19 protein-coding genes are annotated in these 23445 nt (G+C 71.1%); 11 read left to right on the top strand and 8 right to left on the bottom strand.

Annotated elements, in window-relative coordinates; genetic code table 11:
* Positions 1 to 341 precede the first annotated feature (341 nt).
* Genes ACWDS7_RS05520 through ACWDS7_RS05500 form a run of 5 tightly spaced genes read right to left on the bottom strand, consistent with a single transcriptional unit; the run spans position 342 to position 6898 of the window.
* A complete protein-coding gene (locus tag ACWDS7_RS05520; protein ID WP_451928258.1) occupies positions 342 to 2945 on the bottom strand; it encodes a family 78 glycoside hydrolase catalytic domain in 2604 nt (867 codons plus the stop codon).
* A 14-nt stretch (positions 2946 to 2959) separates the two neighbouring features.
* Positions 2960 to 3949, bottom strand: coding sequence for a serine hydrolase domain-containing protein (locus ACWDS7_RS05515; RefSeq protein ID WP_451928257.1), 990 nt, complete (start codon positions 3947 to 3949; stop codon positions 2960 to 2962).
* Positions 3946 to 4764: a carbohydrate ABC transporter permease gene (locus tag ACWDS7_RS05510; protein ID WP_451928256.1), complete on the bottom strand. Its 819-nt coding sequence runs from the start codon at positions 4762 to 4764 to the stop codon at positions 3946 to 3948. The genes ACWDS7_RS05515 and ACWDS7_RS05510 overlap by 4 nt, the downstream gene beginning before the upstream one ends.
* Positions 4761 to 5615 carry a carbohydrate ABC transporter permease gene (locus ACWDS7_RS05505; protein WP_306866021.1) on the bottom strand — a complete coding sequence of 285 codons (855 nt, stop codon included), beginning with the start codon at positions 5613 to 5615 and terminating at the stop codon, positions 4761 to 4763. Before ACWDS7_RS05505 ends, ACWDS7_RS05510 begins: the two co-directional genes overlap by 4 nt.
* Positions 5609 to 6898, bottom strand: a complete 1290-nt coding sequence (locus ACWDS7_RS05500) for an ABC transporter substrate-binding protein (RefSeq protein WP_451928255.1) — start codon at positions 6896 to 6898, stop codon at positions 5609 to 5611. The genes ACWDS7_RS05505 and ACWDS7_RS05500 overlap by 7 nt, the downstream gene beginning before the upstream one ends.
* Positions 6899 to 7055: 157 nt before the next feature.
* On the opposite strand from ACWDS7_RS05500, the gene ACWDS7_RS05495 reads away from it, so the two are divergent.
* The 3 genes from ACWDS7_RS05495 to ACWDS7_RS05485 all read left to right on the top strand — a co-directional run bounded on the left by ACWDS7_RS05495 (position 7056) and on the right by ACWDS7_RS05485 (position 11623).
* Positions 7056 to 8066 (top strand): LacI family DNA-binding transcriptional regulator, encoded by a 1011-nt coding sequence (locus ACWDS7_RS05495; RefSeq protein ID WP_306866026.1) that lies wholly within the window; start codon positions 7056 to 7058, stop codon positions 8064 to 8066.
* Positions 8067 to 8135: 69 nt separating this feature from the next.
* Positions 8136 to 9716 carry a hypothetical protein gene (locus ACWDS7_RS05490; protein WP_451928254.1) on the top strand — a complete coding sequence of 527 codons (1581 nt, stop codon included), beginning with the start codon at positions 8136 to 8138 and terminating at the stop codon, positions 9714 to 9716.
* A gap of 20 nt (positions 9717 to 9736) precedes the next feature.
* The gene (locus ACWDS7_RS05485; protein WP_451928253.1) at positions 9737 to 11623 is read left to right on the top strand and encodes a hypothetical protein; all 1887 of its coding nucleotides are present in this window, start codon (positions 9737 to 9739) and stop codon (positions 11621 to 11623) included.
* Here ACWDS7_RS05485 and ACWDS7_RS05480 read toward each other — a convergent pair.
* A complete protein-coding gene (locus tag ACWDS7_RS05480) occupies positions 11593 to 12165 on the bottom strand; it encodes a TetR/AcrR family transcriptional regulator (RefSeq protein ID WP_451928252.1) in 573 nt (190 codons plus the stop codon). The genes ACWDS7_RS05485 and ACWDS7_RS05480 overlap by 31 nt on opposite strands.
* Before the next feature lie 180 nt (positions 12166 to 12345).
* Between ACWDS7_RS05480 and ACWDS7_RS05475 the strand changes: the two genes are divergently transcribed.
* The 8 genes from ACWDS7_RS05475 to ACWDS7_RS05440 all read left to right on the top strand — a co-directional run bounded on the left by ACWDS7_RS05475 (position 12346) and on the right by ACWDS7_RS05440 (position 21644).
* Entirely contained in the window at positions 12346 to 13203 is an 858-nt protein-coding gene (locus ACWDS7_RS05475; RefSeq protein WP_306875575.1) for a poly(ethylene terephthalate) hydrolase family protein, read from the top strand.
* Positions 13204 to 13213: 10 nt separating this feature from the next.
* Positions 13214 to 14467, top strand: a complete 1254-nt coding sequence (locus tag ACWDS7_RS05470; RefSeq protein ID WP_451928251.1) for an ABC transporter substrate-binding protein — start codon at positions 13214 to 13216, stop codon at positions 14465 to 14467.
* Positions 14464 to 15345, top strand: coding sequence for a carbohydrate ABC transporter permease (locus ACWDS7_RS05465; RefSeq protein WP_451928250.1), 882 nt, complete (start codon positions 14464 to 14466; stop codon positions 15343 to 15345). Before ACWDS7_RS05470 ends, ACWDS7_RS05465 begins: the two co-directional genes overlap by 4 nt.
* A complete protein-coding gene (locus ACWDS7_RS05460; RefSeq protein WP_451928249.1) occupies positions 15342 to 16151 on the top strand; it encodes a carbohydrate ABC transporter permease in 810 nt (269 codons plus the stop codon). Before ACWDS7_RS05465 ends, ACWDS7_RS05460 begins: the two co-directional genes overlap by 4 nt.
* Complete coding sequence (locus ACWDS7_RS05455) at positions 16148 to 17458, top strand: M28 family peptidase (protein WP_451928248.1); 1311 nt, start codon at positions 16148 to 16150, stop codon at positions 17456 to 17458. Before ACWDS7_RS05460 ends, ACWDS7_RS05455 begins: the two co-directional genes overlap by 4 nt.
* Entirely contained in the window at positions 17455 to 18813 is a 1359-nt protein-coding gene (locus tag ACWDS7_RS05450; protein WP_451928247.1) for a carboxylesterase/lipase family protein, read from the top strand. Before ACWDS7_RS05455 ends, ACWDS7_RS05450 begins: the two co-directional genes overlap by 4 nt.
* 1 nt (position 18814) lies before the next feature.
* A complete protein-coding gene (locus ACWDS7_RS05445; protein WP_451928246.1) occupies positions 18815 to 20407 on the top strand; it encodes an AMP-binding protein in 1593 nt (530 codons plus the stop codon).
* 418 nt (positions 20408 to 20825) lie between these two features.
* Positions 20826 to 21644, top strand: coding sequence for an integrase (locus ACWDS7_RS05440; protein WP_451928245.1), 819 nt, complete (start codon positions 20826 to 20828; stop codon positions 21642 to 21644).
* A gap of 114 nt (positions 21645 to 21758) precedes the next feature.
* On the opposite strand, the gene ACWDS7_RS05435 is transcribed toward ACWDS7_RS05440, so the two are convergent.
* Together ACWDS7_RS05435 and ACWDS7_RS05430 are read right to left on the bottom strand one after the other, a co-directional pair.
* On the bottom strand, positions 21759 to 22325 hold the full coding sequence (locus ACWDS7_RS05435) for an N-acetyltransferase family protein (RefSeq protein ID WP_451928244.1): 567 nt from the start codon (positions 22323 to 22325) through the stop codon (positions 21759 to 21761).
* A 234-nt stretch (positions 22326 to 22559) separates the two neighbouring features.
* Entirely contained in the window at positions 22560 to 23315 is a 756-nt protein-coding gene (locus ACWDS7_RS05430; protein ID WP_451928243.1) for a GntR family transcriptional regulator, read from the bottom strand.
* Between the last annotated feature and the right edge of the window lie 130 nt (positions 23316 to 23445).

Below are 23445 nucleotides of genomic sequence, written 5' to 3'. Positions count from 1 at the left end.
GCGTAAAAGGTCAAATGGGAAGCGGTGGGAAGAAGTGGCAGGATCGGGATATCGTACGGTGCGCGCCGGACGGAAGTCCCAGCGACGTGAAAGGCGGCCGGGACGAGTGAAAAAGGACTTCTGAAGCCCGCCGGGAGCGACAAGGACACCCGCGCTCACAAGGCCAAGCCCCGCGCGGTACTTCGCCGCGACGCCCACCCACCAAGGCCACACGTTCACCCTCGGTCACCACCGACGGAGGCGGCCTGCTGTCACCCGTCCCGCCGGCACACACCACACCCGAAGTCACCACTCGGTGATGGAGAGCGACACGAGTGGTGACCGCGAGCCTCACAACCGGCTCACCGGCCCAGGTCGTCCCACTCCTGGAGCAGATGGGCCGTGGCCGCCGCAGGGGCCGTGAACGACCAGCGGCCCGGCGGCAGGTTCAGGGCACAGCCCCCGTCGGCCAGCCTGGTGGTCGGCAGCTGCTCGCTGAGGCCCATGAGGAAGGTGCCGTTGACGGTCATCCCGTCCCACGCGCCGCGCACGGGCAGCACCACGCGGGCGGTCACGCCCTCCGGGACGGCGAACGTGAACTGGACCCCGTCGGGCCCGGCCCGCCAGCCCGACTCGACGATCCCCGACGCGCTCTCGTAGCGGGCGTGCGCCTGGCGCAGCAGCGGGACGGGGCCGGGACGCAGCAGCAGCTCGCCGAAGCCGCCCCCCGTCCCGCGCGGGTCGTCGCCCAGGCCCGCCACGTGCCGGAACAGCCAGTCACCCACGCAGCCGTAGGCGTAGTGGTTGAAGGAGTTCATGGCCGGCGTCTGCAGGCCGTGCCGATGGTGCCAGGCGTCCCAGCGCTCCCACATGGTCGTCGCCCCGGCGCGGAGCTGGTAGCGCCAGGACGGATAGCCCTCCTGGTTGAAGATCCGGCACGCCAGGTCGTGGTGGCCGGTCTCCGACAGCACGGGCAGCAGCAGGGGGGTGCCGACGAAGCCCGTCATGAGCCGGTGCCCGTCGGCGCGGACCAGCTCGGCCAGCGCCTGCGCCGACGCGGCCCGGTCCTCGGGCGGGACCAGGTCCCAGGCGAGGGCGACGGCGTAGCCGGTCTGCGTCTCGGTGTGCAGCCTCGGCCCGCTGAGGAAGGCCCGCTGGAAGGCGCCCGACACGCGGGTGAACGCCTCGCCGTACTCCGGCGCGTGCGGCTCGCCGAGCACGTCGGCCACGTGTGCGACCAGGCGGAGGCTGCGGGCGAGGGCGGCGGTGGCGATGAGGCTCTTGGGCGTCTCGACCGTGCCGGGGGCCAGCCAGTCGCCCAGGGCCCTGCCCGGTCTGATGCCGTCCTCGGCCTGGGCCAGGCAGTAGTCGGCCCACCGCCGCATCGGGTCGTACGCGCGGCGCAGCGTGCGGTCGTCGCCGTAGCGCCGCCACAGCAGCCACGGCACCTCGACCAGCGCGTCGGACCACACGGGGGAGTCGTATCCGTACTCGGGCAGGACCGGCGCGACATGCGGGACCGCGCCGTCGGCCCGCTGCCCGTCGATCAGCGTCGTCACCCAGCCGGACAGGAACGCCTGCGTGTGCCGCAGGAAGCTGAGCGTCGAGCCGAACACCGAGATGTCGGCCGTCCAGCCGGTCCGTTCGTCGCGCTGCGGGCAGTCGGTCGGCACGCTCACCAGGTTGCCGTCCGCCGACGCGCCGATGTTGGCGACGAGCTGCCGTACGGCGGGATCGCTCACGGTCAGCGAGCCGGTGACGGCGAGCGCGGAGGACAGCAGCACCGCCTCCAGGTCGTCCGGCGTCAGCGCGCCCGGCCAGCCGGTGACCTCCGCGTAGCGGAACCCGTGCAGGGTGAACGCGGGCTCCACGACGTGCGGGCCGGGGCCGAGGACGAACTCGTCACGCTGGTCCGCGGTGCGCAGGTTGTCGGTGTAGAGCCGCCCGGTCGCGGTCAGCTCCTCCCCGTGCCGCACCACGATCCGTACCGGACCCGGCGCGTCGACGCGCAGCCGTACGCGCCCGACGACGTTCCGCCCGAAGTCGGCCACCTGGACGCCCGGCGCCGGTTCGGTCACGGACACGGCGGGCACCGTGCCGATCACCCGCACCGGGGGAGCGGGGTCGGCCTCCACCAGGATCTCCGGGGCAACCGTCGTCCCGGCGGGTCCGACCTGCCGGGAAGGGGCCTGGACGGTCTCGCCCATCACCAGGTCGGCACGCGGGCGGCCGAGATCCCGCCGGGTCCAGCCCGCGTCCGTGGCGAACACGCGGCGGACCCCGTCGTCGTCCCGCACGAGCACCTGGGCGCTGGCGGCGGGCCGGTCGCCGTAGCGGCGCGGGCCTCCGCCGGCGACGTGACCCGCGTACCAGCCGGGAGCGAGCCACAGCTCCAGCTCGTTCCCGCCGGGTACGAGCAGCTCCGTGAGCTCCAGCAGCCGATAGCGCGTCCGGTGGCCGTAGTCGGTCCAGCCGGGGGCCAGCTCCTCCTCGCCCAGCCGTACCCCGTTGAGCAGCGCCCGGTAGACGCCCAGCGCGGTGGCGGCCAGCCAGGCGCGCCCGGGAGCGGGACGCCACGTGAACGACCCGCGCAGGCTCACCGCCGCCTGGGGGTCGCCCGCCAGCCAGGGGGCGTCCCACTCACCGCGCGCCCGCAGGCCCGTGGTGAACGCGCCGGTCGCGTGCCCTTCCACACTCCACGTGTACGGCGTCAGCGGCGCCAGCCGCTCACCCGGCACGTCCACGACGTGCGATCCGGCGGGCACGGACGACCGCCACACCTCGCACCCGTCCGAGGACACCACCACGGTGGCCTCCCCGAGCAGCCGGGCGTCCCACGACAGCCGGGGCGACGGCTCGTCCACGCCCACCGGATCCGCCAGACCGCACGTCAGGCCCGCCCGTGAACCGGGCGGGGCCGAACGGATGAACGGCGTCTGCGCGCCCGAGACCTGCACTTCGAGCACCCCCGAATCCCGGTTCACGCATCGAGCCCGGTGGTGAAGGCGTTGTGCAGACCGTCGACGTCGACGCCGGACAGGCTCGGCGCCATCACGTTGATCAGCAGCACGAAGCACGCGTCCTGCTCCGGGTACATCCACCACTGGCACCCCGAGGCGCCGCCGTGCCCGTACAGCCGCCGGTCGAGCAGCCCGGGAGCCGAGTGGCGCAGGTTCCAGGTGAGGCCCCAGTCCTGCCCGGCGTTGACCGGGTCGGGCTGCAGCTTGACCAGGCCCGTCGTCTGCGGGGTCGTCATGGCGGCCAGGGTGGTCGGGTGGATCAGCTCGCGGTCGCCGCGCAGCAGCGCCCCGCCCAGCGCCAGGAGGTCCTCGGCGCGGGAGAACAGCGCCCCCGCCGGGTGGCGGAGCCGTACGAACTTGTCGAAGTCGAAGCCGGGCCCGAGCAGTTCGATGCCGTGTACCTCGGCCGCGTCGCACGCCGGGTCGAACGTGATCAGCCCGCCGCCCGGCACCAGCGTGTTCAGGTCGGAGTCGATCACGTCGGCCACGTCGCGGCCCGTGACGTCGCGGACCATCTCCGCGATCCCGGCGAAGGCCAGGTTGGAGTACTGGCTGAGCGTGCCCGCCTCGAACATCGACGGCGCGGTGACGAGGTGCTCCAGCAGGTCGTCGGGCGTGAGCGTCTGCTCGGCGATGCCGCTGGTGTGGGTCAGCAGGTGCCAGAGCGTCACGTCGGGCCGAGCGAAGTTCGGCAGTACGTCCCGCAGCGGGCGGCGCAGCGACAGCAGCCCGCGCTCGACCTGGCGCAGGGCGGCCAGCCCCGTCAGCGGCTTGGTCACCGAGAACAGTGCGAAGTGGTCCTCGGTCCTGGTCGCGCGGCCGTCGTGCTCGCCGAACGCCTCCAGCACCTGGATCCCGTCGGAGGTGGCGGCGCCGAACACCGCGCACGGCAGCCGCCCCTCCTTGATCTCGCGCCTGACCCAGTCGAGCGCGATGTCGTGAGTGGTCATCCTTTGAGTGCACCTTCCGTGAGGCCGGCCAGGACGCGCTTCTGCGCGACGACGTACACCGCCACGAGGGGCAGCGTGGTGAGCAGGACGTGGGCGAAGACGAGGTTCCAGTTCAGGCTCTGCAGGGTGCCGGAGGCGAACTGGAACAGGCTCAGCGGCAGCGTGGCGTCCGCGCTGCCCTGGAGCAGGAAGAGGGCGAAGAAGAAGTCGTTCCAGACGTTGATGATCAGGATCACGCCGCCGACGAACAGCACCGGCCGCAGCAGGGGCAGCAGGATGCGGACGAAGACCTGCGGGCGGGAGGCGCCGTCGATGGCGGCGGCGTCCTCCAGGTCGCGGGGGAACGCCCGGACGAATCCGGTCGCCAGGAAGATCACGATGCCCAGGCGGCAGCCGGTCATCGTCAGCACGTAGCCGAGCGAGCCGCCGTCCAGCGACAGGGCGCGCAGCAGGTAGACGGTCGGGATGATCGACGGCGGCAGCAGGATCGACAGCCCCATCACGAAGTAGGCCGCCTGCAGCCACCGCGACCGGCTGCGCCCGAACGCCCACGCCGCCGCCGCGCCGAGGAGCACCACGGCGACCACGATCGGCACGGTCACCTTGAGGCTGTTGACCAGCCCCGTCAGGTAGCCGCCCCGGTCGAGCACGATGCCGTAGTTCTCGGCGATCGCCCACGTCCTGGGCAGGCCGAGGCCCAGCTCGGCGGCCTCGCCCGCGGGTTTGAACGAGTTGACGACCACGAGCCAGACGGGCACGAGCACCCACGGGATCGCGAAGAGCGTCAGCGCCGTGTACTTGAGGACCGCTCTCATCCCGTCACCTCCCTGCGCCGCAGCCACCACACGAGGGGCACGGCGGTGGCGATCACCAGCAGCGTCACGGTGAACCCCAGCGCGCTGGCGGAGCCGAAGAAGCCCTGCCCCCACTGCTGGCGCATCACCACGTTCAGGGCCCGCGTGTGGTCGCCGGGCCCGCCGCCGGTGGTGGCGGCGATCACGTCGTACGCGCTGAGCGCGCCCACCAGCGTGACCGCCACGTTGAAGGTCAGCGCCGGGGCGAGCATCGGGAACACCACCCGCCGCAGCCGGGTCCACGGCCCGGCCCCGTCGACGGTCGCCGACTCCAGCAGCGCCTTCGGGATGGAGTTGAGGCCCGCGATGTAGACGAGGGTGATCAGCCCGCTCCACTTCCACGCGTCGATGAACGCGACCACCACCAGCGCGGTGGACGGTTCGCCCAGCCACGCCCACTCGATGCCGAGGAAGGAGTTGACCGCCCCGTCGGGGGCGAGCAGCCCGCGCCAGATGTATCCGGCGGCCAGCGGCGAGATGAGCGTCGGCAGGAAGAACGCCGAGCGGAAGACGGTGTTGATCCCGCTGGTCCGCTGGAGGGCCAGGGCCAGCGAGAGGCTGACCGTGTTCTGGATCGCCATGCACAGGATCGCGTACAGCACGGTCACGGTGACCGCGTTGGCCAGCAGGTCCTGGTCGATCAGCGTGCGGACGTTCTCCAGCCCGTTCCAGGTGATCTCGGCCCGGAAGCTCGTCCAGGAGGAGAACGCGAACCGGACGTTGAGCAGGAACGGGGCGACGAAGAAGACCGTGACCAGCACGATCGCGGGCAGTGCCCACGGCAGCCAGGCCGCCCTGTTCCGCATCACCATCCGGGCAGTCCTGCCGCCTTGGCCGCCTGCTCGACCTGGCCCTGGAGCTGGGTCGCCGCCTTCTGCGGATCCTTCTGCCCGGCGATCAGCTCGGACATGAGCTGGGCCAGCCCGCCCATGCCGGGGATGTCGGAGTTGAAGGCGATGACCGCGCCGGTGTCGTACGCCTTCTTGACGTCCTGCAGCACGGACGAGACGCCCTGCGGGTCGGGCACGTCCTTGAACACGGGGAAGGTCTTGGACGCGGCGACGTACTCGGCGTAGGCCGGGCCGGTCATGAAGCGCACGAAGTCGAGCGACGCCTTCTCCCGCGCCGCGTCACCGGTCTTGGGCAGGTAGAACGTGCCGATCGGGCCGGGCGCGTAGGTCACGAGCGGCTTGTCGCTCGACAGGCCGACGAAGCCGACGGACTCGTCGACGGTCTTCTGGTCGCCGCCCGCGGCCGCGAGGAGGGCCGGGAGCATGTCGGAGTGCTGGGCGACCATGGCGGCCTCGCCGGTCACGAGGGCCTTCATGGAGTCCTCGAACTTGGCGGTGACGATGTCCTTGTTGAAGCAGCCGTCGGTCTTCAGCTTGGCGTAGGCGGTCAGGCCGGAGACGAAGGGCGAGCCGGCGTCGGCCAGCGTGCTGCTGTGGCCCGCGATGGCCTTGCCGTACGCGTTGGACTGGTTGGCGCCTGCCAGGTAGAGGATGGGCAGGATCTGCACCGGCCAGATCGACCCGCCCGACTCGAAGACCGGCGTGACCCCGGCGGCCTTGAGCTTGGGGCAGGCGGCGGCGAGCTCGGTGAAGTTCGTGGGCGGGGTCAGCCCGGCCTTGGTGAAGACCTTCTTGTTGTAGTAGAGGCCGAAGACCTGGGGGAAGCCGGTGATGGCGGCGTAGACCTTGCCGTTGACGGATCCGGCGGCCTGGTAGAGGTCGCCGGACCTGGCGATGTAGGCCTCGCCTGTCAGGTCGCGCAGGTTCTCGGCCGGGTTGAGGGCGAGCAGGCCGCTCACCGTCGCGTGGTACTCCAGGATGTCCGGGCGGTCGCCGGTGGCCCACTTGGTCTGGGTGGTGTCCTCGAAGCCGTCGGACGGGATCGACACGAGCTCGATCTTGTGGCCGGACTGCTTCTCGAACTTCTTGTACATCTCCAGTAGCGGCGCCGGGTCCGCGCTGTTGTGCCAGAGGGTCAGTTTCACCTGACCGGTCCCCTCCGGGGCGGACGACCCGCAGCCGGAGAGGGACAGGGCGAGGACGGCGCCGAGCGCCGCGCCGAGCGGACGAGATGGTGCTCTCACGCCCGTGCTCCTGTTCATGTGGGGGAGAATTGTGTAGAACGTTCTACGGCAAGGTAGAAACGCCCGTCAAGGGGTGGACCTGAGGAGCGGTAGCGGGCTAGCCTCTGCTCTCAGCAAAGTGTGTAGTTCGTTCTACGAGAACCCAGAAGGACGGCGTGTGACGAGCGGACGGGTGACGATCGCCGATGTGGCCAGGCGGGCCGGGGTCTCCACGGCCGCCGTGTCCAAGGTGGTGCGCGGGGCCTACGGCGTGAGCGCGGAGATGCAGGCCAAGGTGACGCAGGCCATCGACGAGCTGGGCTACCGCCCGCACGCCGCGGCCCGCGCCCTGCGCGGACGCACCTACACCCTCGGCGTCATGCTCTCGGACACCCGCAACCCGTTCTTCCCCGACATCATCGAGGGTGTCACCGGCAGGCTGGGCGACACCGAGTACCAGGTGCTGCTCGGACCTGGCGGGATCGAGCCCAAGACCCAGGCCAGGATGACCGACGCCATGATCGACCGGAGCATGGACGGGCTCATCCTGATCTCGCCGGTCATGACGGACGCCGAACTCGCCGCCATCGCGACGGCCACCCCGGTCGTCGTGGTGGGCAGGCACGGCGGCGCCGCGGCCTACGACTCGGTCGTCGACGACGACGTGATGGGGGCGCGGCTGGTGGTCGACCACCTGGTCGGGCTCGGGCACACCCGCATCACGCACATCACCCACCTGGAGCGGGCCCGCGCCCAGGGACTGCCGCACATGGTGCGCGCCGAAGGCTACCGCCAGGCGATGCGCGCCCACGGACTCGCCGACGACGTGCTGGCCACCTCCTTCACCGAGGAGGGCGGCTTCGAGGGCGCGCGGGAACTGCTCGCGCGCGACGACCGGCCCACCGCGATCTTCGCCGGGGCCGACATCGCGGCGCTCGGCGTGCTGCGCGCCGCCGACGAGGCGGGCCTGTCGGTGCCGGAGGACCTCTCCGTCGCCGGATACGACAACATCGGCATCGCCTCGCTCAAGCGCATCTCGCTCACCAGCGTCGACCAGGACGGGCAGGTGATCGGGGCGACCGCCGCGCGCCTGCTCGTCGAACGCATCGAGGGACGCTCACGGTCGGTGACCTCGTCGGTGTCGCCCACGCTGATCGTCCGCGGAACCACCGGACCGCCTCGCCTCTGAGAGCCAACCGCACGTCGGGGGACTGTCGCGGACCACGCATTAAAACGATTCGATGGAAGGACCCCCTACGTGAGACGACTCGCTCTCCTCGCCCTTCTCCTCCCGCTGGTCGCGCCCGCGCAACCGGCCCTCGCCCAGACGGCCGCCCTGACCTGCCCGGTCAGGGTCGACCCCGCCGCGTTCGCCTCCGAGGCCCGCCTGAGCGCCCTGGCCGAGCGGCAGGAGACGTTCGGCCCCAGGCCGACCGGCTCCACCGCGCACGCCGACTACGTCGACTGGCTGGAGGACGAGATGGCGGCCATCCCCGGCCTCCAGTTCTCCTCCCTGCCCTACTCCATCGACCGCTGGGACAGCCTCGGCACCGGCCTGACCGTCGGCGGTACGGCCGTGCAGGTCGCGGCCCCCGTGCCGTTCTCCTCCTCCACCGGCGCGGGCGGCGTCTCGGCGCCGCTCGTCCACCTGGCGGCAGGGACGAACATCACCGCGGCCAACGCCGCCGGGAAGATCGTCGTCAGGGACCTGCCGTGGACCAACGTGCCCAACCTGCTGTTCTATCCGCTCGGCCTCGGCTACTCCATGTACGACCCGGGCCTCACGATCAACATGCTCGGCTCGGAGTCGATGGAGGCCCCGGCCGCGGCCGACGCCGACCTCAAGGCGGCCGCCGCCGCGGGCGCGGTGGGCGTGATCGAGGTCAGCCAGCTCCCGCACGCCCAGATCCAGGGCATGTACGCGCCCTACGAGGGCCTGCCGTACGGCGTGCCGGGCGCGTACGTCGGCGCCGACCAGGGCAAGCAGATCAAGGACGCGCTGGCCGCCGGGCAGCCGGTCCAGGCCGCGCTGACCGTGAACGCCGCCTGGACGCCGACGACGACCCGCACCCTGCTCGCGACGCTTCCCGGCGGGAGCGCCCAGAAGATCGTCGTGGAGAGCCACACCGACGGCATGAGCCCGGTGTGGGACAACGGCCCGCTCACCATGATCGAGATGGCCCGCTACCTGTCGTCGCTACCGGTGGAGTGCCGTCCGCGCACCGTGCAGTTCGCGTTCGTGACCGGCCACCTCTACCAGCACCTGACCGGCCCCGACGTCCGCGAGGGCGGCGCGGGTCAGCTCGCCGCCCAGCTCGACGCCGAGTACGACCAGGGCAAGGTCTCCTCCGTCGTCGTGCTCGAACACCTCGGCGCCAAGCGCTACGACGCGGTCGCCAGGCCGAACGGCCTGCCGGGCAAGCAGCTCGTCGCCAGCCCCACCCTCACCGAACTGCTGCTGGTCCCCGTCAGCGAGAGCACGCCGCTGCGCGAACTCGTCAAGGGCCACATCGAGTACTGGGACGTGAGGCGCACCGCGATCCTCAAGGGCCTGTCGGCGGCCGACCTCGCCACGGTGCCGCGCCACTGCAGCTTCGGTGGCGAGGGCACGCCGTACAACCAGCACCTGCTGCCCGTCATCGCGCCCATCGCCGCGCCCAAGACGCTGTTCTCGCCGCAGTTCGGCACCGAGGCGATCGACCTGCCGGCGATGCGCAAGGCGTCGCTCGCCTTCACCGACGTCGTGCTCGACCTCGGCCCGATGGCCCAGTCGGCCGTCGCGGGCGACGTGACCGCCATGCGCCAGCAGCGCGCCTCCGGCACGCCGGGGTGCGCGTGAGCATGGACAGGAGGACGCTCGTGCGTCGGCACACCATCGCCGACGCCGGGTGTCCGCTCACCGTCGGCAACGGGGAGTTCGCCTTCACCGCCGACGCCACCGGGCTGCAGACCTTCGCGCCGCTGGGCACGCAGGCGCAGTGGGGCTGGCACACGATGCCCAACCCCGAGGGTCACGTGCTGGAGGACGCGCTCACCGACTACGACGGCGTCGGCTATCCGGACCTGTATCCGGCCACCGAGGCGGGCGGCTGGCTGCACGTGAACCCGCACCGCCTGCATCTCGGCCGGATCGGCCTCGACGTCGACGAGGCCGCCCCGCTCGGCCGGTCGGCGCAGACCCTCGACCTGTGGACCGGCACGCTGTCGAGCTCCTTCGAGCTGGGCGGCCTGCCGTACGAGGTGGAGACGGTCTGTCACCCCGAGCGGGACCTGCTGGCCATCCGTGTCGTGGGCGGCGCGCGGATCAGGATCGCCTTCCCCTACGCCAGCGACGGCTGGCACACCACCGCCGACTGGGACAGCCCCGACAGGCACACCACCACACACACGCTCACGCGCACGCCGTACGGCTCGCGCTGCGACTTCACCCGCGTCCTGGACGCGGACCGATACCACGTGGCCGCCGAGTGGGCGGGGTCGGCGCGGCTCACGTCGCCCGGCGGTCACGTGTACCTGATCCAGGGCGACGAACTGGAGCTCGTCGTCGAGTTCGCCCGCCACCCCGTCGGCGCCGCCCTCCCGTCCTTCTCCCAGGTCCGTACGGCCGCCGCCGCCCACTGGGAGAGGTTCTGGACGAGCGGGGGAGCGGTGAGCTTCGACGGCAGCACCGACCCGCGAGCGCCCGAGCTCGAACGCCGGGTGGTGCTCTCGCAGTACCTCACCGCGGTCAACTGCGCGGGCTCCACCCCGCCGCAGGAGACCGGGCTGGCCGTCAACTCCTGGAGCGGCAAGTTCCACCTGGAGATGCACTGGTGGCACGCCGCCCACTTCGCCCTGTGGGGCAGGCCCGAGCTGCTGGAGCGGAGCCTGCCGTGGTACCGCTCGATCCTGCCGCGGGCCAGGGCCACGGCCGCCCGGCAGGGTTTCCGCGGCGCCCGCTGGCCCAAGCAGGTGGGGCCGGAGGGCAGGGAGAGCCCGAGCGAGATCGGCGCCTTCATCGTCTGGCAGCAGCCGCACCTGATCTACTTCGCCGAGCTGCTCCGCCGGGTCCGCCCGGGGGCGCTGGAGGACTACCGGGACCTGGTGTTCGAGACGGCCGAGTTCATGGCCTCCTTCGCGGGCGGCGGGCATCTGGGGCCGCCGCTGGTCCCGGCACAGGAGTCCTACTACGAGTCCAGGCGGTCGGTGCGCGATCCCGCGTTCGAGCTGGCCTACTGGTGGTGGGGGCTGGAGACGGCCCAGCGGTGGCGGGGCCTGCTCGGCCTCGACCCCGACCCGGAGTGGGCGCGGGTCCTGCACGGCCTGGCCCGGCCGCTGGTGCGCGACGGCGTCTACGCGGCCATCGGCGTGGAGCCGTACACGATCAGGACCGACCACCCCTCGATGACCGGCGCGCTCGGGTTCGTGCCGCCCACCCCGCTGATCGACCCCGAGACCATGCGGGCCACCCTGCACGACGTGCTCGCCGACTGGGACCTGGAGAGCACCTGGGGCTGGGACTATCCGATGCTCGCCATGTGCGCGGCCAGGCTCGGCGAGCCTGACACCGCCGTGGACGCGCTGCTGATGGACGCCCCGAAGAACACCTACCTGGCCAGCGGCCACAACCACCAGTGGCCCGGACTGCTGCCCCTCTACCTGCCGGGCAACGGCGGCCTGCTGGCCGCCGTCGCCCACATGGCGGCGGAGGGGTGCTTCCCCGAAGGCTGGCTGGTTCAGGCGGAAGGGGTGGTCGGGATGCCGTGATCGGGGCCGGCGAGCAGGGCGGCCACGTAGTGGTAGAGGTCGCCGGCCGACGACGTCAGAGTGGCGACGCGGCCCTCACGCACCTCCGAGGCGATGAACTCGGTGACCCCGTAGACGATCAGGCGGGGCACCGCGGCACGCAGCGGCGGCAGCGAGGGGTCCTCCAGCCTGGCCCGCGCGGCCAGCGCCCCGAACATGTCGAGGAAGGGCCGGTAGGCGGCGTCACGCTGCTCGACGGCCCGCTCACCCGCCCTCGGCAACTCCACGAAGTACGCCTGCGCGTACTCCGGGCGCTCCTGCCACCACCGCAGGTAGGCGACCATCCCCAGCCAGAGCGCCTCGCTCCAGCGGTCGCCCGCCCCCGACGCGGCCGTGTGGATCGAGTCGATCATCTCGGGCAGGTCGCGCTCGCATCCGGCGAGGAAGCACGCCTCCTTGTCGGCGAACTGGGCGTAGAAGGCGTTGCGCGAGACCCGCGCGGCGGCGATCACGTCCGGCACGCTCGTGGCGGCGTATCCACGCCTCGCGACGAGCCTCAGCATGGCCTCCACGAGGCGGTCCCGCTGGGAGGCGCGCACCGTGTCGGGGGAGAGTCCGTGCCGCCCCCTGGGGAGTGGCCGGGCCGCTGGAACTTCCTTCTGTTCATGTCTTGACATCGCTCCCCGATCGTACTTCCCTCTCTTTGGAGACGTTCACGTCTCCAAATAATCTACGAGGTGACCATGGAGAACTTCACCCGTCGGCAGGCGTTGCGGGCAGGGGCGCTCGGCCTCATGTCGGCCGGATTCCTGTCATGGACCACCGAGGCCAACGCCGCCTCCACCATCGAGACGATCTACAAGGCGGCGGGTCCGTGGCCGGTCGCCACCGGCACCTCGGGCGGCCACCGGCTCTACTACCCGCAGACCCTGGGCTCGGGCGGCGTCACCCACCCGATCGTCACATGGGGCAACGGCTCGTGGGCCACCCCCGACAACTATCCGGGACTGCTCAACCACCTCGCCTCGTGGGGCTTCGCGGTGGTCGCCTCCACCGACACGACCACGGGCACCGGCGCCGAGATCCTCGCCGCCGCCCAGCACCTCATCGGCCTCGCCACCGACCCCGCCAGCGTCTTCCACGGCAAGCTGAACACCGCCCAGGTCGCCGCGGTCGGCCACTCCCAGGGTGCGGGCGGATCCATCAACGCGGCCAACGACTCCGCCGGGCTGATCAAGACCGTCGTGCCGATCGCCGTGCCCGCGCAGTGGATGGCCAGCCCGGGGGACGAGTTCTCCGTCGCCGACCTGACCTGCCCGGTGCTCTTCCTCAGCGGCGCGGACGACTGGCTGATCTCCTCGGCCGCGACCGTGCAGGGCTACTACGACCAGGCCACCGCCGGAGCGGGCCGGGCGCTGCTCAAGGGCGCGGGGCACAACGACATCCAGAACACCGGCGGGGCCTTCCTCGGCTACGTGACCGCCTGGCTGAGATACCGCCTCCAGGCCGACCCCCAGGCCCGCGGGGCGTTCGCCGGCGGCACCGCCGAGCTCCCCACCAACACCGCCTGGCAGAACCAGGCCCTCAAGAACCTCACCTAGGAGAACCACCATGGCGGATCTCACGCGGCGTGGGCTGCTCGCCGCCGGCGCGCTCACCCTGCTCGCCGGATGCGGCAAGGACCAGCCTCGGCAGCAGGCCGCGGACGGCGGGCCGCACGGCGAGGTCACCGTCTGGCTGCACGGCTCGCAGGACACCGGTCAGCAGTTCCAGGAGCTCGTGCACCGCTACATCGCCGAGTTCAAGGTCGACGTGAAGCTGCTCTACCTGCCCGTGGGCCAGCTCGACGCCAAACTGCTGACCGCCTTCAGCGGCGGCGCCCCGCCCGACGTCTTCAAGATCGGCCACTGGAGCTTCCCCGCGCACGCCAAGAAGGAGCGGCTCGCGCCCGTCGACACCAAGGCGCTCCCGCTGCAGAACTACGAGCCGGGCACGACCACCCCGCTCACCTACCAGGACGTGCCCTACGGCGTGCCCATCGACTTCAACCCCTGCATGCTCTACTACCGCAAGGACCGGTTCAAGGAGGCCGGACTCGACCCCGACAAGCCCCCGGCGACCTGGGAGGAGGTCGCCGAGTACAGCGCCAGGCTCACCTCCGGGGACCGCAGGCGGGTCGGCTTGCAGTGGCTCTACGGCGACCCGCAGTGGGCCCTCATGACGCTGACCGCCCTCGTCCGGGGCAAGGGCGGCGAGCTCGTCGCGGCGGGCGGCGCGAAGGCGTCGCTGGCCACCGAGCAGGGCATCGACGCCCTGACGTACATGTCGGGGATCGGCAACCCCAAGCTCTCCAACCCGCTGGGCGCGCTCGGCCTGTTCTACTCCGGCGAGGCCGCCATGGTCGTCAGCGGCGCCTTCCTCGGCCCCGCGCTGGAGAAGCTGGGCAAGGACAAGCTCACCTTCGGCAAGCAGTACGGCGTCGCGCCCATGCCCACCTGGGCCGGCGGCCGGCCCGTTGTCCCCGCCTACACCTGGGGCTGGGGCGTGGCCAAGGACTCGCCCAACCAGTTCACCGCCTGGCACCTCGTCAACTACCTGCAGGGCGCCCCGTCGGTGACCGCCAACCTCGACAACGGCATCATCATCCCGACCAAGGGCTGGCGCGACGCCGGGCCGCGCGGCAGGTCCGAGATCATGAAGATCGTCGCCGACAGCCTCCCGCATGTCGACTTCGGCCCGATCACCCCCGGCGCCCTCGAACTGGCGAAGGCCGCGGCCGGCGCCGTCGACTCCGTCGCCCACGGCAAGTCGACCCCCGCCCAGGCCGCGGCGGCCTTCGACTCCACCGTGAGACTGGTCCAGTGAGCGTGCTCGGCGGGGGCAGGGTCCGGCCCCAGGCCACGGCGGGCGTGGCGCTGACCCTCCCGGTGGCCGTCTTCTTCGTCGTGTTCTGGCTCGTCCCGTTCCTGGCCGCCGTCTATCTCAGCTTCACCGACTACGAGATGGCAGGGACGCCCAACTGGATCGGCCTCGCCAACTACGAGCGCATGTTCGCCGACCCCGGCTTCCTCAACTCGGCGTGGATCACCGTCGTCTACACGGTCTGCACGGTCGTCCCGACGATCGTGCTGGCCCTGCTGGTGGCCGTGCCGCTGAGCAAGCCGGGACGGCTCAACCGCCGGCTCAGAGCGCTCGTCATGATTCCGGCCGTGATGCCGCTCGCCGCCACGTCCATGGTCTGGGTGATCATCTACTCCGACCGCGGCCTGGCCAACACCCTCCTCGGCCTGGTCGGGATCGCTCCGCAGTCCTGGCTGACCAGCTCCGACCTGGCCATCTGGGCCCTGGTCGTGATGGTCGTCTGGAAGAGCATGGGGCTGTTCGTGATCATCCTGACCGCCGGGCTGCAGGCGCTGCCCGGCGAGGTGTACGAGGCCGCCGCCATCGACGGCTCAGGGGCGGTGACCACGTTCACCCGGATCACGCTCCCGCTGCTGCGCAGGACCCTGCTGTTCGTCCTGGTCATCTCGGTGGCCGGATCGATGCAGGCGTTCGTGCCCGCCTTCCTGCTCACCGGCGGCGGGCCCGCCGACGCCACCCAGGTGCTGCCGTACTACATCTGGGCCAACGCCTTCCCGTACGAGCACATGGGCTACGCCGCCGCGATGGGCATGGTGCTGCTCGCCGCCATGGTGATCGTCTCGGCGCTGCAGTTCGGGTTCCTGAAGGGCGGCGACGAATGAGAGCGGGAACGATCCTGCGCACCGTCTGGCTGATCGTCGCGGTCGGGTTCATGCTGCTGCCGGTCTACGCCATGCTCGTCGTCGCCTCGGCGCCCGACGACACCGACCTGCGCGGGCTGGTCTTCAACGGCTTCCACCTGCCCGAGAACATCGGGCTGCTGTTCGGCGAGGGCAACCTGCCCACCTACCTGCGCAACAGCCTCATCCTGTGCGTCGGCACCGGCGTCCTGGACGTGATCTTCTCGGCCGCCGCCGGATACGCGATGGCCCAGCTGTCCTTCCCCGGCCGCCGCGTCCTGTTCGCGCTGGTGGTCGGCACGCTCGCGCTCACCCCGATGGTCCTGGTCATCCCCGTCTTCCTCATCGTGAAGGAACTCGGCTGGGTCAACACCTTCCAGGGCATGATGGTGCCCGGCATGATCAGCGCGTTCGGCGTCTTCCTGGTGCGGCAGTTCGCCCTCGGCATCCCGAAGGAGCTGCTGCTGGCCGCGCGGGTCGACGGCGCGGGGGAGTTCCGCATCTTCGCGCGCATGGCCGTGCCGCTGCTCAAGCCCGCGCTCATCACCCTGTTCCTCGTGCACTTCCTGGCGCAGTGGGACAACCTGCTGTGGCCGCTGATCGTGGCCAACGAGCAGGAGCTGTGGCCGTTGCCGGTGGGGCTGGCCAACTTCCAGAGCGAGGTCGGCTTCAACTATCACCTGACCACCACCGCGGCACTGGTCACCGCCGTGCCACCGTTCATCCTGATGGTGGCGTTGCAGCGCTACTACGTGGCGGGGCTCACCTTCGGAGGGCTGAAACGATGATCCCGGACACCGCGCGGATGATGGAGTGGATCGAGACGGTCACCTCGCGGGGCATCAGGCGTCCCGGCTACCCGGCCGACGACTGGACCGCCGCGTGGGCCGCCGAGCGCTTCACCGAGTTCGGGCTCCACGACGTACGGCTGGCGCCGGTCGAGCTGCCCGTCTGGCGGCCGGTGACGGCGGCCCTGGTGGTGCGCCTGGACGCCGACCCGTCGAGAGTCGTGCGGGTGGCGGCGTCCGCCCTGCCGTACACCACGCCGAAGGCGGTCGTGAGTGCGCCGGTCAGCCGCGAGGTCGTGCCGGGCGCGATCGTCGTGCCCGAGTACACCTTCACCGAGCTGCCGCAGTCCTACCTCAGGGACCTGGCGACGGCCGTGCACGACCCCGAGGGCGTCTTCGACGGGCTGGTCCAGACGCTGCCGTTCCAGCTCGACTACCTCGACGTCATCCAGGGCGTCATGGACGGCGGCGCCGCCGCCTTCGCGGGGGCGCTGACCGGGGTGCCGTGGGAGACACGCGACTACTACGTGCCCTACGACGCCGTGCACCGCGACCTCCCGGCCGTCTGGCTGTCGGGCGGCGACTCGCGGCGGGTGCTCGACCTGGTCGACGAGGGCCCCTGCACGGGCACGCTCACCGTCGAGTCGGAGACGGGCCCGGCCGTCTCGCACAACGTGATCGGCACGCTCCCCGGCCGCTCCGGCCAGTGGGTGATCATCGGCTCGCACCACGACGCGCCCTGGGCCTCGGCCGTCGAGGACGCCTCGGGCATCGCGCTGGTGCTGGCCGCCGCCCAGTACTGGGCGGGCGTGCCCGAGCGGGACCGGCCGCACAACCTGATCTTCCTGCTGACCGCGGGTCACATGGCGCACGCCGCGGGCACCCGGGCCTTCATCGAGGAGAACCGCGGCCTGCTGGGCGACGTCGTGCTCCAGCTCCACCTGGAGCACGCCGCCCGGCGGTGCGTGGTCGTGGACGGCGAGCTGGTGCCCACCGATGACCCCGAACCCGGCTGGTGGTTCACCACCAGGGAGCCGGAGCTGGAGAGCCTGGTGGCGGCGGCCCTCGTCGCGGAGGACCTGAGACGCTCGTTCGTGCTGCCGCCGGACGTGTTCTCCCCGATGCCGCCCACCGACGGGGCCTTCTTCCACCCCGAAGGGGTGCCGCTCGTGCACTTCCTGTCGGCTCCCATGTACCTGTTCGACTCGGCCGACACCCTCGACAAGGTGCACGAGGCCAGCCTTGAGCCGCTCACCCGGGCGGCGATCAGAATCGTCGAAGGGACGGCCGGATGGCGCCGCGCATGATCGTGCGAACCACTGCCGGGCTGGTCGAGGGCAGGGCCGAGGAGGGCGTGCTCGCCTTCCTCGGCGTGCCGTACGCCGCCCCGCCCTTCGGCGAGCATCGCTTCGGCGCGCCCGTCCCGCCCCCCGCGTGGGACGGCGTACGGCCCGCCGTCACGCGGGGCCCGGCCGCCCCGCAGGCGGCCGGTGAGGACATCGGCCTGTACGCGCCCGACGTCTTCGAGGTCGGCGAGGACTGCCTCAACCTCGACGTGCGCACCCCTGAGACCGGCCGGGCCGGGCTGCCCGTCCTGGTCTGGATCCACGGCGGCGCGTTCTCCATCGGCGGCAACGGGGCGGCCTGGCACCAGGGCCCCCGCTTCGCCCGCGACGGCGTGGTCTGCGTGGCCATCAACTACCGGCTCGGCTTCGAGGGCTTCCTGGCCCTGGAGGACGCCCCGCTCAACCGGGGCGTCCTCGACTGGCTGGCCGCGCTGGAATGGGTACGCGACAACATCGCGGCCTTCGGCGGCGACCCCGGCAACGTGACGATCGCCGGGCAGTCGGCGGGCGCCGCCGCCGTCGCCACCCTGCTGACGATGCCCCGCGCCGAAGGGCTGTTCCGGCGCGCGATCGTGATGAGCGGCTCGGCCAACCTGGTCGCCACCGAGCAGGAGGCGCGCGACTACGCCAAGACGCTCGCCACCCGGCTGGGGACCGACCCGACCAGGTCCTCCTTCGCCAGGCTGTCCCCCGAGGCGCTCGTCGCCGAACAGCCGCCGGCGCTGACCGGCGACTCCGGCGGGCTGAACGAGTCGGTGCCGGTCAAACCGGTTGTCGACGGCGACCTGATCCCGGCCGTCCCGCTGGCCGCCCTGCGCACGGGCGCGAGCGCGCACCTCCCACTGCTGGTCGGCTGCACCTCCCAGGAGGCCGACGTGTTCGTCCGCCGCCTGGCCGCCGACCTCGACGAGGCCGCCGCGCAGGCCGTGCTCGACCACCTCGGCGTCCAGATCGACGGACCCGGCCTCACGCCCGCCGAGCGCGTCGGACGCGCCTTCACCCAGCACCTGTTCACCCGCGAGACGCGCTGGATCCGCGAGGCCAGGCCCGCCTACGCCTACGAGTTCCGGTGGGAGTCGCCCGTCGAGAGCCCGGTCGGCGGCGGACGCGTGGGCGCGGTGCACAACCTCGACCTGCCCTTCGTCTTCGACGTGCTCGACGCGCCCGGCGTCGAACGCACCGCGGGGCCGGGCGCGCCGCAGGCCCTGGCCGACGCGATGCACGCCGCCTGGGTGCGCTTCGCCCGCACCGGCGATCCCGGCTGGCCACTCGGGCACACCATGGTCTTCAATGAACTCACCGACCGGAGGTTGTGACATGCAGTCCTACTCGAGCGCGGTGGCGCAGACCCCGCTGCTGGGCGAGACCATCGGCGACAACTTCGAGCGGACCGTGCGGCGCTTCGGCGACCGCGAGGCACTCGTCGACGTGCCCTCCGGCCGTCGCTGGACCTACGCCGAGCTCGACGCCGACGTGAACCGGCTGGCCCTCGCGCTCCTCGCCTCCGGCATCGCCAAGGGCGACCGGATCGGCATCTGGGCGCCCAACTGCGCCGAATGGGTGATCGTCCAGTACGCCACCGCGAAGATCGGCGCGATCCTGGTCAACGTCAACCCCGCCTACCGCGCCCACGAGCTCGACTACGTCGTCAGGCAGTCGGGCCTGCGCCTGCTCATCAGCGCGCTCACGCACAAGGGCAGCGACTACCGCGCGATGGTCGAGGAGATCGGGTTCGCCGACGTCGTCTACCTCGGCGACCCCGGCTGGGACCGGCTGCTGGCGCTGACCGCCCCCGAGGAGCGGCTGCGCGAGCGCATGGCGTCGCTGAGCGCCGACGACGCGATCAACATCCAGTACACCTCAGGCACGACCGGCTTCCCCAAGGGCGCCACGCTCTCGCACCACAACATCCTCAACAACGGGTTCTTCGTCGGCGAGCTCATCCACTACGACGAGCACGACAGGGTGTGCCTGCCGGTGCCCTTCTACCACTGCTTCGGCATGGTGATGGGCAACCTCGGCGCCACCTCCCACGGCGCGTGCGTGGTCATCCCCGCGCCCGGCTTCGACCCCGAGTCGACGCTGCGGGCCGTACAGCAGGAACGATGCACCTCCCTGTACGGCGTGCCGACCATGTTCATCGCCGAGCTCACCCTCGCAGGGCAGTACGACCTGTCCAGCCTGCGCACCGGCATCATGGCGGGCTCGCCCTGCCCTGTCGAGGTGATGAAGCGCGTCGTCACCGAGATGAACATGGCCGAGGTCGCCATCTGCTACGGCATGACCGAGACCTCGCCCGTCTCCACCATGACCAGGTCCGACGACGGCCTGGAGCGCCGCACCGAGACCGTCGGACGGGTGATGCCGCACGTCGAAGTCAAGATCACGCACCCGGCGACCGGGCTGACCGTGCCGCGCGGTGAGCCCGGCGAGCTGTGCACGCGCGGCTACTCGGTGATGCTCGGCTACTGGAACGAGCCGGAGCGCACGGCCGAGGTCATCGACGCCGCCCGCTGGATGCACACCGGCGACCTGGCCACCATGGACGCCGACGGTTACGTCAACGTGGTCGGCCGGATCAAGGACATGGTCATCAGGGGCGGCGAGAACGTCTACCCGCGCGAGGTCGAGGAGTTCCTCTACCGCCACCCCGACATCGCCGACGTGCAGGTGATCGGCGTGCCCGACGAGAAGTACGGCGAGGAGCTCATGGCCTGGGTCGTCGTCCGCCAGGGCGGCACACCTCTGACCGCCGAGGCCGTCAGGGAGTTCTGCGCCGGCAAGCTCGCCCACTACAAGATCCCGCGCTATGTCCACGTCGTCGACGGGTTCCCGATGACGGTCACCGGCAAGATCCGCAAGGTCGAGATGCGCGAGGAGAGCGTGCGCCTGCTCGGGCTCGACCAGTGAGCCGGCGGTGAGGCTTGCGGCCGTGTGCGGGAGTTGCCGTGGCTCTCGGCCGCTGTCTCATCAGTCGCGTCATATGGAACGCTGATGTCGTGGATCGGATGATGCTCGCCGGGCTCCTGGGCCGTGACGGGGAGGCGGAGATCGAATCTCGTCATCACTTTCGACTCTTCCTCGCGCCGGGTGCTTTTCGAATCGTCGCCTGCCTCGGTGCCGGCCAGGAGCACAATGGCCAGGGATGGGATTGAACCTGCTCGGGCGGGCGCATGACGTGTGTGCCTCGGTGGAAATTCGATACACCCGGATCAGAAGATCGCTCCCAGCCTTTGCCGGCGGAGGTGGAATACGACCCGGCGACCGGGGAAGCGGTCGGAGTGGAACCGGCCAGCCCGCTCCACCGGTACGAGGAGACCTGAACCCGATGCGTGTCACCTTCGCCACCCAAGCAGTTCCCGGCCGTCCGAACGAGGACTTCGTCGGTGCCACGCCGGACGCGATCGTCCTGCTCGACGGCGCAGGCACCCCGCCCGGCTCGGAATCCGGCTGTGTTCACGGTGTCACCTGGTACGCGCGCTCCCTCGGCTCCACCCTCCTGGCCGGCCTGGCCCAGGACGGCAAGCCGCTGACGGAGATCCTGGCCGAGGGCATCAAGGCCGTGGCCTCCCTGCACGACTTCGTCTGCGACCTGACCCATCCCGGCTCGCCCTCGGCCACCGTGGTCATGCTCCGCCGTACGGCGGACGCGCTGGACTTCCTCGTCCTGGCCGACTCCGTCCTCATCCTCGACGTGATCGGTACGGCGGAGCCGATGGTTGTCTGCGACGACCGGGAAGCCCAGGTCGGCGCGGCCCACCGGACGGCCATGGACGCGCTTGCCTCCGGCAGCCCTGGGCATGTCTCGGCCCACCGTGCTTACGTGGAGACCCTGCGCGATCACCGTAACCGCGACGGCGGGTTCTGGGTCGCCGCCGTCGATCCCCTCGCCGCCGAACAGGCCCTCACCGGAACGGTTCCCGCCGCCCGCGTGCGTGCCGCCGCACTGCTCAGCGACGGAGCATCCCGCCTCGTCGACCGCTTCCGCCTGGCCACCTGGCGACAGACCCTCGACCTGCTCGACGACTCCGGCCCCGAAGAGCTGATCCGCCGAGTCCGCGAGGCCGAACACAGCGATCCGGACGGCTCCCGCTGGCCACGCGGTAAGGCGCACGATGACGCCACGGCCGTCTCTTGCCACATCTGACCGCTACTCCACCCACCACCAGCGGCTCCCGAGATCATGGACCCGACTGCCTGAACCGCCGGCAGCGGTCCGGATGCTCGGCTGCCTGTTTCACCGCCCGCGGGAACGCAAGCTCTACGACGAGTCCGCGGCGTTCCCGCCTGCGGGTGGCCGACCACCATCAGGGACGGTGTCATCGGACAACGCTGACGCCGCCTGATCGTCAACCGATACCGGTCTGCTCAGCCGCACCTCCTCCTCCGCGTATCCCAGCGCCCGGTAGAAACTTCGGGCGCGGACATTGGCCGCACCGGTCTCCAACGTGATGCGCTGCAGGCCGTGGTCGCGCGCCCAGGACTCGGCGGCGTTCACCAAGGCACGCCCGATCCCCATGCGTTCTGCCTCGGCAGAGACGACGAGCTCTCCGATATAGGCGTCCACCTGGCCGGTGAAGTGCCGGCGGGTGGTCACGGTGACAAAGCCCGCGACACGCCCGTCGCGGACCGCCACCAGCACGCCGTGGCCGTCGCTGTTGCCCTGGCCCAGGGAACCGGTGACCCAGCCGCGCACGGCGACGGATACGGCAGCGGCATCCCGCCAGGCCGCGACCCCCTCGGTCAGGCGCGGGGCCAGCGTGACGATGGCATCACGGTCTTCGTCTCGGTAGGGCCGGACCACGACGGAGGACTGTCCACCACTCATGATCGGCAGTCTGGCATCCGACCCCCTCGTGAAAAAACAGTCGCACCCGATCCCCTCGCGAAAACAGTCAGCGGCCCGCAGACGCCAACTCGGCTTGACGCCTTACGCAGATCGGATGTGCTGGTCCGGCGGCCGGTACGTGGTGCCGACCTGCCGGTGCTGGTCCGGCGGTGGCTCGAACGGCACGACTTGGCTCTGGAGGAGCCGTCGGTAGAGCCTGTGGATCAGGTAGGCCTATGGCGTGCGCCTGATCATATGGCGGGCGCCCGTCGGCTGGGGTGACTGCGTCTCGTCGAGGAGTGACTGCACGATCGGGAGGGTGTCGCGCCGGCTGTGCTCCACGTGGGCGAAGGCCAAGGCGGCGGCCAGCTCCACCTGGCCGGCCGAGATCGCCCGGTAGAGCTCGGCGTGCTCGTGGTGGAAGTTGACCTGGTCGCTCTCGGGCACGATGTAGAAGAGCCGGTTCACGCGCCCGAGGATCGGCGCCATGAGATCTTGCAGCAGCTGGTTGTCCGAGAGCGTCAGGATCGCGGCGTGGAAGCGCGAGTTGGTGGCTGACAGCAGCGCGCCGTCGTTGGCGGTGACGGCTCTCTCCGCCTCGTCGAGGATCTCCCGGAGAATCTCGGCGGACGCGCCGAGCCAGCACTGCTCGGCCGCGAGCCGGGTGGCGAGCACCTCGAGCGAGGCGCGCACATCGTAGAGCTCGTTCACATCCCGCACCGTCAGCGAGGCGACCACCGCGCCGCGCCGGGGCACGCTGCGGATGAACCCCTCGCTCTCCAGTCGCGGGAACGCCTCGCGGATGGGGATGCGAGAGATGCCGAGCTCTTCGGCCACCGTCCGCTCGCGGATGCGCGCGCCCGGTCTGTAGGTGCCGTCGATGATCCGCTCGCGCACCCACTCGTAGGCCAGCTGGTCGAGGGAGAGTCCGGGTGTGTCGACCGGTTCCCCCTCGGCCGTCGGCGGTCGTTCCTGCTCTGGAATGGACACCCTCAACCTCCGTGCTCCGGCGACTCATTCTAGGCGTGATCGAACCCCTCGCCCGCCGGGCCCCGTTCCGCCGCGATTTCCATTTGGTATACAACAACGGCGTAACGAGCCTCAGGAACCGTGACAAACG

This window comes from Streptosporangium sp. NPDC003464, assembly GCF_053588315.1.
This window is presented reverse-complemented; position numbering and strand designations above follow the sequence as displayed.

What these genes read in the sequence shown, in the direction of transcription:
- ACWDS7_RS05445 (WP_451928246.1), top strand. Translation starts at nt 18,815, where the DNA reads ATGCAGTCCTACTCGAGCGCGGTGGCGCAGACCCCGCTGCTGGGCGAG.
- ACWDS7_RS05470 (WP_451928251.1), top strand. Translation starts at nt 13,214, where the DNA reads ATGGCGGATCTCACGCGGCGTGGGCTGCTCGCCGCCGGCGCGCTCACC.
- ACWDS7_RS05435 (WP_451928244.1), bottom strand. Translation starts at nt 22,325, where the DNA reads ATGAGTGGTGGACAGTCCTCCGTCGTGGTCCGGCCCTACCGAGACGAA.
- ACWDS7_RS05510 (WP_451928256.1), bottom strand. Translation starts at nt 4,764, where the DNA reads ATGAGAGCGGTCCTCAAGTACACGGCGCTGACGCTCTTCGCGATCCCG.
- ACWDS7_RS05450 (WP_451928247.1), top strand. Translation starts at nt 17,455, where the DNA reads ATGATCGTGCGAACCACTGCCGGGCTGGTCGAGGGCAGGGCCGAGGAG.
- ACWDS7_RS05440 (WP_451928245.1), top strand. Translation starts at nt 20,826, where the DNA reads ATGCGTGTCACCTTCGCCACCCAAGCAGTTCCCGGCCGTCCGAACGAG.
- ACWDS7_RS05455 (WP_451928248.1), top strand. Translation starts at nt 16,148, where the DNA reads ATGATCCCGGACACCGCGCGGATGATGGAGTGGATCGAGACGGTCACC.
- ACWDS7_RS05480 (WP_451928252.1), bottom strand. Translation starts at nt 12,165, where the DNA reads ATGCTGAGGCTCGTCGCGAGGCGTGGATACGCCGCCACGAGCGTGCCG.
- ACWDS7_RS05515 (WP_451928257.1), bottom strand. Translation starts at nt 3,949, where the DNA reads ATGACCACTCACGACATCGCGCTCGACTGGGTCAGGCGCGAGATCAAG.
- ACWDS7_RS05505 (WP_306866021.1), bottom strand. Translation starts at nt 5,615, where the DNA reads ATGGTGATGCGGAACAGGGCGGCCTGGCTGCCGTGGGCACTGCCCGCG.
- ACWDS7_RS05475 (WP_306875575.1), top strand. Translation starts at nt 12,346, where the DNA reads ATGGAGAACTTCACCCGTCGGCAGGCGTTGCGGGCAGGGGCGCTCGGC.
- ACWDS7_RS05460 (WP_451928249.1), top strand. Translation starts at nt 15,342, where the DNA reads ATGAGAGCGGGAACGATCCTGCGCACCGTCTGGCTGATCGTCGCGGTC.